The sequence below is a fragment of the Thermus sp. genome (assembly GCF_056332225.1).
Genome location: NZ_JBWGQW010000134.1, coordinates 1 through 1,038, shown reverse-complemented (window position 1 = coordinate 1,038; position 1,038 = coordinate 1). Strand labels below are relative to the sequence as shown.

At 58.6% G+C, this 1,038-nt stretch carries 1 protein-coding gene; it reads right to left on the bottom strand.

Going from position 1 to position 1,038, the window contains the following annotated elements; all coding sequences use genetic code 11:
• Positions 1–353 precede the first annotated feature (353 nt).
• Positions 354–701, bottom strand: a complete 348-nt coding sequence (locus tag AC01Y6_RS10500; protein WP_476671472.1) for a prepilin-type N-terminal cleavage/methylation domain-containing protein — start codon at positions 699–701, stop codon at positions 354–356.
• Between the last annotated feature and the right edge of the window lie 337 nt (positions 702–1,038).

The window sequence follows — 1,038 nt, the reverse complement described above, 5'->3', positions numbered from 1 at the left end:
GCATGCTACGCTTGTTGGTGAAGCGGCTGGCCAGGGCCGCGTAGCTGGCCGTGGAGAGCTTTTACGACAGCCTCTGAATCAACAAGGATAGCCCCAAAAGGAAGACCTGGCCCCAAAGGAGAAATCCTATGGGCCTTGGCGCAAGGTGCCAGAAGGGCAAAAGAAGAACGCTCAAAAGCAGGAGAAGCGCGAGCTTCGGCACGAGCCAAAGACCCTCCCGCTCCGGAAGCGGGCTTAGGCCAACCGGGAGGATAAGCCACGGGTATAAGGCGAGAGCGATACCTGTGAGGGCTTTCATGTTCAAAAGCTTACCAGCCCCAGGCACCGAACCCGGGGCTGGAAGCTCAGGGCAGTTAATAGATGGTGGTGAAAGTCTTGCCCGTTACCGTAGTAACCGTCACGGTGAAGCGCCCGCCCACGTAGCTAATCTGGCAGTTGCTCACCCCATTGGGGTAGCTAGCAGGGGCACCTTCAGCCTGGAGCTTGGGGTCCGTGCAGCTGGTAAGGCCAGACAGATTCGCGCCCCCGGAGTCCGCAGCCGCGATCCAAGTGGCCACCTGACGGGCGTAGGCCTGGGCCGAGGAGTCAATAGCCCGCTTGCGGGCGTTGAGGACGTTGGGGATCAATACCGCCGCCAGGATGGCGATGATGGCGATGACGATCAAGAGCTCAATCAGGGTGAAGCCTTTCGCGTTCCGCATACTTCTTCTCTCCTTAGGATTTTCCGCGCCTTTATGCATCGCGCGGCCATGAATGCCTGGAGCTGACTTGCCTGCCTCTTAACTGGCCATAGCTTTTTTTCACCCTTTTATTTTTTCTCACCTCCCTTCTGGGGCCATTATCCCACTCGCCCTTTCCTCTTGTCAACCCGCCCGGGGCCTGAGCTCTCATCACTTTGAGGGCTGGGCCTTGACAAGGGAAGAGAAGAGGGGGGGTAAGTAAGGTATGCCGCCCACTACCCCCCTTTCCCAAGTTATCACCCTCTGGGTCCATAAGGCCTTCGCCTCCCTCAGGAAAACCACCCGCTCCAACCTCGCC

Excerpts from the sequence above, each read along its gene's own strand:
- AC01Y6_RS10500 (WP_476671472.1), bottom strand. The coding sequence starts at position 701 with ATGCGGAACGCGAAAGGCTTCACCCTGATTGAGCTCTTGATCGTCATC.